This window comes from Azospirillum sp. B506, from assembly GCF_000333595.1.
In the GTDB taxonomy this organism is placed as follows: domain Bacteria; phylum Pseudomonadota; class Alphaproteobacteria; order Azospirillales; family Azospirillaceae; genus Azospirillum.
Genome location: NZ_BADK01000185.1, coordinates 1 through 5938, shown reverse-complemented (window position 1 = coordinate 5938; position 5938 = coordinate 1). Strand labels below are relative to the sequence as shown.

General features: G+C 67.6%; 6 protein-coding genes and 1 pseudogene. All 7 read right to left on the bottom strand.

The features are described from left to right. Positions 1-818, bottom strand: a pseudogene (locus I71_RS06275) (hypothetical protein); the annotation flags it as partial. Positions 819-959: 141 nt separating this feature from the next. Continuing rightward, entirely contained in the window at positions 960-1784 is an 825-nt protein-coding gene (locus I71_RS06270) for an ABC transporter ATP-binding protein (RefSeq protein ID WP_042692477.1), read from the bottom strand. A gap of 61 nt (positions 1785-1845) precedes the next feature. Next, on the bottom strand, positions 1846-2862 hold the full coding sequence (locus tag I71_RS06265; RefSeq protein ID WP_042692474.1) for an ABC transporter substrate-binding protein: 1017 nt from the start codon (positions 2860-2862) through the stop codon (positions 1846-1848). A 96-nt stretch (positions 2863-2958) separates the two neighbouring features. Continuing rightward, complete coding sequence (locus I71_RS06260; protein ID WP_042692472.1) at positions 2959-3768, bottom strand: ABC transporter permease; 810 nt, start codon at positions 3766-3768, stop codon at positions 2959-2961. Positions 3769-3990: 222 nt separating this feature from the next. Then, positions 3991-4791 carry an ABC transporter permease gene (locus I71_RS06255; RefSeq protein WP_042692469.1) on the bottom strand — a complete coding sequence of 267 codons (801 nt, stop codon included), beginning with the start codon at positions 4789-4791 and terminating at the stop codon, positions 3991-3993. Beyond that, on the bottom strand, positions 4788-5717 hold the full coding sequence (locus tag I71_RS06250; RefSeq protein WP_083897007.1) for an ABC transporter permease: 930 nt from the start codon (positions 5715-5717) through the stop codon (positions 4788-4790). Before I71_RS06250 ends, I71_RS06255 begins: the two co-directional genes overlap by 4 nt. Further along, positions 5714-5938, bottom strand: a 225-nt coding sequence (locus I71_RS06245) for a TOBE domain-containing protein (protein ID WP_042692467.1), incomplete at its 5' end; no start/stop codon positions are given. The genes I71_RS06250 and I71_RS06245, both read right to left, overlap by 4 nt.

The window sequence follows — 5938 nt, the reverse complement described above, 5'->3', positions numbered from 1 at the left end:
TGTTCCAGATAGGCGAGCGCCCGGCGGAAACCGGCCAGCGCCGGGGAGGCGTCGATCCGGTCGAGCAGGTCCGCGACATGGGCGGCGTCGCGATATTGCTCGTTGCCGTCCAGCGTGGCGCGGTAGCCGGGGGCGCTCCGCTCCAGCACGGCGGCCAGCTCCGCCAGCCGCTCCGCGTCGGCGGTGGCGTCACCGCCCAGCTTGATCTTGAACCAGCGCAGCGTTGCCGGCTCCAGCAGGGCGCGGAGATCCTCCGCCTTGTCGAGCAGCCCGACGGTGTGGCGAAGCTCCACCTCCGCCAACGGGGACAGCCCGCTCAGGAACCCGTCGAGATCGAAGCCGGCGAGGTCGGGCGCCAGCCGTGCGTCCAGCCCGGCGACATTGGTGCCCAGGCCCTCGAACGCATTGAGCTTCAGCAGCCGCAACAGTCCGTCCAGCACCGCCTTGTCGATCTGCGCCGGCCCGAAGGCGGCGGCCAGCTTCGGCTCCAGCGCCGGGCTGTAGGCGGCGTGATGGCCGAAGGCGGTGTCGAGACGGCCGTCCGCCAGATAAGCCTCGCGCGCCTCGATCAGCGAGCGGCGCAGGCCGTCCACCGTCTGGGCCGGGCTGCGGTCCGGGCGCTTGTCGAACCATTTCGGCATCATCATCTCGGCCGTCGCCCCCCAGGCTTCGCCCCGTCCCTCCACCGCGACCAGGGCGCGGACGAAGGATTGCGGCGCGGCCTCCACCGTCACCGCGCCGAAGCGGAACGGCTTCACGAAACGGACGGGCCGCTCGTACAGCTCGATGGCGCGGATGCGGAGACGGGGGGCGGACATGGCGAGAGTCTTTCAGTACGTCTTCGGCCGTCGGTTCCGCGGATGCGGGACTCCAGCCTGCGCAGCGGTTTGGCTGCGAAGTTGCCTGGATCCCCGCCTTCGCGGGGATGACGCACGGTTTCTGCGGTGGGTGTCCGGCGTTTAGTCCAGATGCCCCTGCGCCGCGAAATGCTTGCGGATGGTCTGGGTCAGCTGGATGAAGACCGGGTCGCCCATGACGTCCAGCGTGCGCGGGCGCGGCAGCGGGACTTCGTAGGTGGCGGCGATGGTGCCGGGCCGTTCCGACATCACCATCACCCGGTCGGCCAGGAACACCGCCTCGGGGATGGAGTGGGTGATCAGGATCACCGTCTTGCCGGTCTCATGCTGGATGCGTTGCAGTTCGACATTCATCCGTTCCCGCGTCATGGCGTCGAGCGCGCCGAACGGCTCGTCCATCAGCAGGATCTTCGGGTCGTGCACCAGCGCCCGGCACAGGGCGGCGCGCTGCTGCATGCCGCCCGACAGCTGCCAGGGGTATTTGTGCTCGAACCCCTTCAGCCCGGTCATCTCGACCAGCCTGTGGGCGCGCTCCAGATAGCGTTCCCGCGGCAGCCGGCGGATTTCCACCGGCAGCATGATGTTGCGCAGGACCGAGCGCCAGGCCAGCAGCGTCGGGCTCTGGAAGACGATGCCGGTGTCGTCGTGCGGCTCGGTGACCGTGTCGCCTTCGATCTTGATTGTCCCGCTGCTGACCGGCAGCAGGCCGGCCAGCATCTTCAGCAGGGTGGACTTGCCGCAGCCCGACGGACCGACGACCACCAGGAACTCGCCCGGCCGCACGTCGAAGGTGATGGGGCGGAGCGACGGCACCTCCCCGTCGCGGGTGCGGTAGGTCTTGGTCACCCCGTCGATGCGGATCAGCGGCTCGCCGGACAGGCGCTGCGTCTCCGCGTCGCCGACCAGTTTCAACTGAGGCTGTGCCATGGCGTCTTCGTCGCTCCCTGCGGTGGGTCGGGCGGTGGGCCGATCGGTCACTTTGGGTCGGTCACTTCGCTGCTGCGTTCACCGCAGCGGCGGCCGGGTCGGGCGGCAGGAATTCGCGGGTGTAGAAGCGCTTCGGATTCTCCTTGGCCGCCGCATCCAGCCCGCCATACTCGACCAGCAGATCGACCGTTTCCTTCATGTTGGCGTCGGTGACCTGGAAGGGCCGCAGCTTCTCCGTCTCCTTGGTGCGGTAGAGCGGAATGGTCAGCTCGAAGCCTTCCTGGAGCGTGTCCGGCTTGCCGCCCTTCGGGTTGGCCTTCAGGATGGCGGCCGCCGCGTCCTTCGGCGCCTTCTCCGCCTCCTCCACCGCCTTGGTGGTCGCGGCCATGAAGCGGCGGACGAGGTCCGGGTTGCTCTTCAGCGTGTCGGTGTTGGCGATGATGCCGGAGGAGACCATGTTGACGCCGTAATCGGCGAAGCGGATCGGCGTCACCGATTTGCCGGTGGCGTCCTTGATCTTCATGCTCTGGTCCATGACATAGCCCAGCAGCAGGTCGGCCTGCCCATTGATGACGGCGTTCAGCTTGGTCTGGGCGTCGCCCGACACCACCTCGAAGTCACGTTCCTTCAGCCCGGTCTTCTTCAGGAACAGCGGCCAGATCTGGGACATGCTGTCGCCCGGCGTCATGGCGACGATGCGGTTCTTGATGTCCTCCGGCTTGCGGATGTTCTTCTCGGTGAAGCCCATCGCCGACATCGGGCTGGTCTGCAAAAGCACGCCCGGCGAAGTCACCGGCGCGCCCTTCATGGCGGCCTTGATCATCGTCGGCACGTCGACATAGCCGAAGGTGACGCCCTTGGCGGCGACCAGCTGCGTCGTCACCGCCGAGCCGCGGCCCTCCTGGATTTCCAGGTCGATGCCCTCGGCTTCGTACAGCCCCTTGTCCTTGCCGTAATAGAAGGGCGCGTGCTCGCCGTAGACGTACCAGTTCAGCATCAGCGTCACCTTGTCGGCGGCCTGTGCCGGCAAGGTGGAGGCGGCAAAGGCGCAGAGCGCCGCGACGATGGTTTTCTTCATCACGACCGTTGGTCCTCCCATGGGTGGTGGATCGCCCCGTCGGCCGCGCCGGCGCGGCGTCGGGGTTCTTGTCGGCGAATTGCGTTTTTGAGGGTGTCAGGCGCCGAGGCCGGCCTTGTGGCGCTGGCTGGCGTGCCAGGGGATGGAGAAGCGCTCGACCACGTCGATGACCCAGAACAGCAGGACGCCCATCAGCGCCAGCACGGTCAGCGCCGCGAACATCAAGGGCAGCTCGAAATTGCCGATGGAGCGTTGCAGGACGAAGCCGATGCCGGAGTTGGAGCCGACGAATTCGCCGACCACCGCGCCGACCACGGCCAGCGTGATCGACACCTTCAGCCCGGCGAAGATCGCCGGCAGCGCATGCGGCAGGCTGACCATCTGGAAGGTCTGGAGGCGCGACGCCTTCATCGAGCGGGCGAGATCCATCATCTCGTTGTCGACCGACTTGAAGCCCTGCACCGCCGAGACGACGACCGGGAAGAAGCCCAGCAGGAAGGCGGCGATCACCTTCGGCATCAGGCCGAAGCCGAACCACACCACGAACAGCGGCGCGATGGCGACCTTGGGGATCGACTGCGAGAAGACCAGCAGCGGGTAGACATAGGCCTCGACCACGCGCGATCCGGCGATCAGCATCGCGATGGGAATGCCGAACAGCACCGACAGCGCGAAGCCGCCGAGCGTGGCCGTGAAGGTCGGGACGGATTCGGCCAGCAGGCGCGGCCATTCGTCGATCATCGCCAGCACGACGTCGCCGGGCTTCGGCACCAGATAGGCGGGAACGCCGAACAGCCGGACCGACAGATCCCACAGAACCAGCAGGATGACCATCAGCAGGATGGGGCGGACCCAGTCGGAATTGAGCAGGCGCAACGCTGCGCCCGAGTGAGAGCGGGGTTCCATGCGTCTCCTCCGGCCGGTTGGCTCGGGCGACCGGTGTGGCGGTCGCGATGTTTTAACCGGCTGGTTAAAAGTACGTCCGCATGCCCCCTGCGGTCAACACAGAAAATAGCCTTGGCGAATCATTCGCCTTCTTAACCATCGGCGTGCCCGGCGCAAAAAAATGCCCCGCACCGGAGAGGTGCGGGGCAGGTCAAGGAGGACACCCGTGGAAACGTCGCCGCGTCAGTCGCGGCCCTTGCCGACCAGCAGCCGCTCCAGCCCATAGACGCGGTCGAGCACCAGCATGGCGGCCACCGTCAGGAAGATCAGCACCGCCGACACCGCCGCCACCAGCGGATCGATGTTGTCCTGGATGTAGAGGAACAGGCGGACGGGCAGGGTGGTGGTCTCCGGCGAGGCGATGAAGACGGTCATCGTCACCTCGTCGAAGCTGTTGATGAAGGCCAGCACCCAGCCGCTGGCGACACCCGGCAGGATCAGCGGCAGCGTCACCCGGCGGAAGCAGGTCCAGGACGACGCCCCCAGCGACGCGGCGGCGTTCTCCACCGCGCGGTCCATCCCGGTGGACGCCGCCAGGATCAGCCGCAGCGCAAAGGGCAGGATGATGATGACATGGCTCAGCACCAGCCCGGCGAAGGTGCCGCCCAGCCCGATCATGGTGAAGAAGCGCAGGAAGGCGATGCCGAGAACGATGTGCGGCACCATCAGCGGCGACAGGAACAGCGCCTGGATCGCCTCGCGCCCGAAGAACTGGTGCCGCGCGATGGCGAGTGCGGCCGGCACCGCCACCAGGATCGCGAGCGTGGAGGACACCGCCCCCAGCAGCAGGCTGTCCTTGAAGGCGCGGATGAATTCCGGATTGTCGCCGATGGCGCGGAACCAGCGCAGCGACAGCCCCTCGGTCGGCAAGGACAGATAGCCCTGCGAGGTGAAGGCGACCGCGCAGACGATCAGGATCGGCGCCAGCAGGAAGCCCAGGAACAGGCAGTGGAAGATCAGCGCGAGCGGGCCGTTGCGGTTCATTCGAACACCTGTTTGTAGCGACGTTCGACCAGCCGGTTGCAGCCGACGATGATGACGACGTTGGCGATCAGCAGCAGCACCGCCACCGTGGCGCCCAAGGGCCAGTTCAGCGTGTTCAGGAACTCGTCATAGGCCAGCGTCGCCGCCACCTTCAGCCGCCGCCCGCCGATGATCGCCGGGGTGGCGAAGGCGCTTGCCGCCAGCGCGAAGACGATGATCGACCCCGACAGGATGCCCGGCACGATCTGCGGCAGCACCACCCGGCGCATCACCGTCAGCGGCCCGGCACCCAGCGACAGCGCCGCATTCTCCACCTGCGGGTCGAGCCGCTGGAGCGAGGCCCACACCGACAGCACCATGAAGGGCACCAGCACATGGGTCAGCGCGATGACGACGCCGGTCTCGGTGTACATGAACTCGATGGGCGTCGCGATCAGCCCCAGCGCCATCAGCCCCTGGTTGACCAGGCCGGTCGAGCCGAACAGCAGCGCCCAGCCCAGCGTGCGCGACACCACCGAGATCAGCAGCGGCCCCAGCACGATCAGCAGGCAAAGCCCGCGCCACGGCGATTTCATCCGGCGCAGGATGTAGGCCTCCGGCGCGCCGAACACCGCGCACAGCAGCGTCACCAGCGCGGCGATGCGGAAGGTGCGCAGGAACACCTCATGGAAATAGCTGTCGGCGATGATGTCGGTGTAGTTGCCGAGCTGCCAGACATCTTCGATCCCGCCATAGAAGCTGAAGCTGTTCAGCGACAACAGGAAGGTCATGACCAGCGGCACCAGCAGCAGCACCGCGAACAGGGCCAGGCCCGGCGCGCTCAGCAGATAGGGGACCCAGGGCCAGCGGCGCGGCCGGCGCGGCGGGGGGGCCGCAGACGCCTTGGTGCCGGAAAGGTGGGTTTCGGTGGAGGCCGCCATGCTCATGCCGCCTCCCGCGCGCCGGAGGCGGTATCCGGATCCGCGGGCATCACCGCCATGTCGTCCGGCCGCCAGCCGACCATCACCCGCTCGCGTTCCGCCGGCAGGGGCGAACCGTCATGCTGGCGGATCACCATCAGGCGCCCGGCGGCGGTCTCGATCTCGAACAGCCACTGCGTGCCCTGGAAGACGCGGGCCAGCACGGTGCCGCTGAGGCCGCCGTCATC

What these genes read in the sequence shown, in the direction of transcription:
- I71_RS06270 (WP_042692477.1), bottom strand. Translation starts at nt 1,784, where the DNA reads ATGGCACAGCCTCAGTTGAAACTGGTCGGCGACGCGGAGACGCAGCGC.
- I71_RS06265 (WP_042692474.1), bottom strand. Translation starts at nt 2,862, where the DNA reads ATGAAGAAAACCATCGTCGCGGCGCTCTGCGCCTTTGCCGCCTCCACC.
- I71_RS06260 (WP_042692472.1), bottom strand. Translation starts at nt 3,768, where the DNA reads ATGGAACCCCGCTCTCACTCGGGCGCAGCGTTGCGCCTGCTCAATTCC.
- I71_RS06255 (WP_042692469.1), bottom strand. Translation starts at nt 4,791, where the DNA reads ATGAACCGCAACGGCCCGCTCGCGCTGATCTTCCACTGCCTGTTCCTG.
- I71_RS06250 (WP_083897007.1), bottom strand. Translation starts at nt 5,717, where the DNA reads ATGAGCATGGCGGCCTCCACCGAAACCCACCTTTCCGGCACCAAGGCG.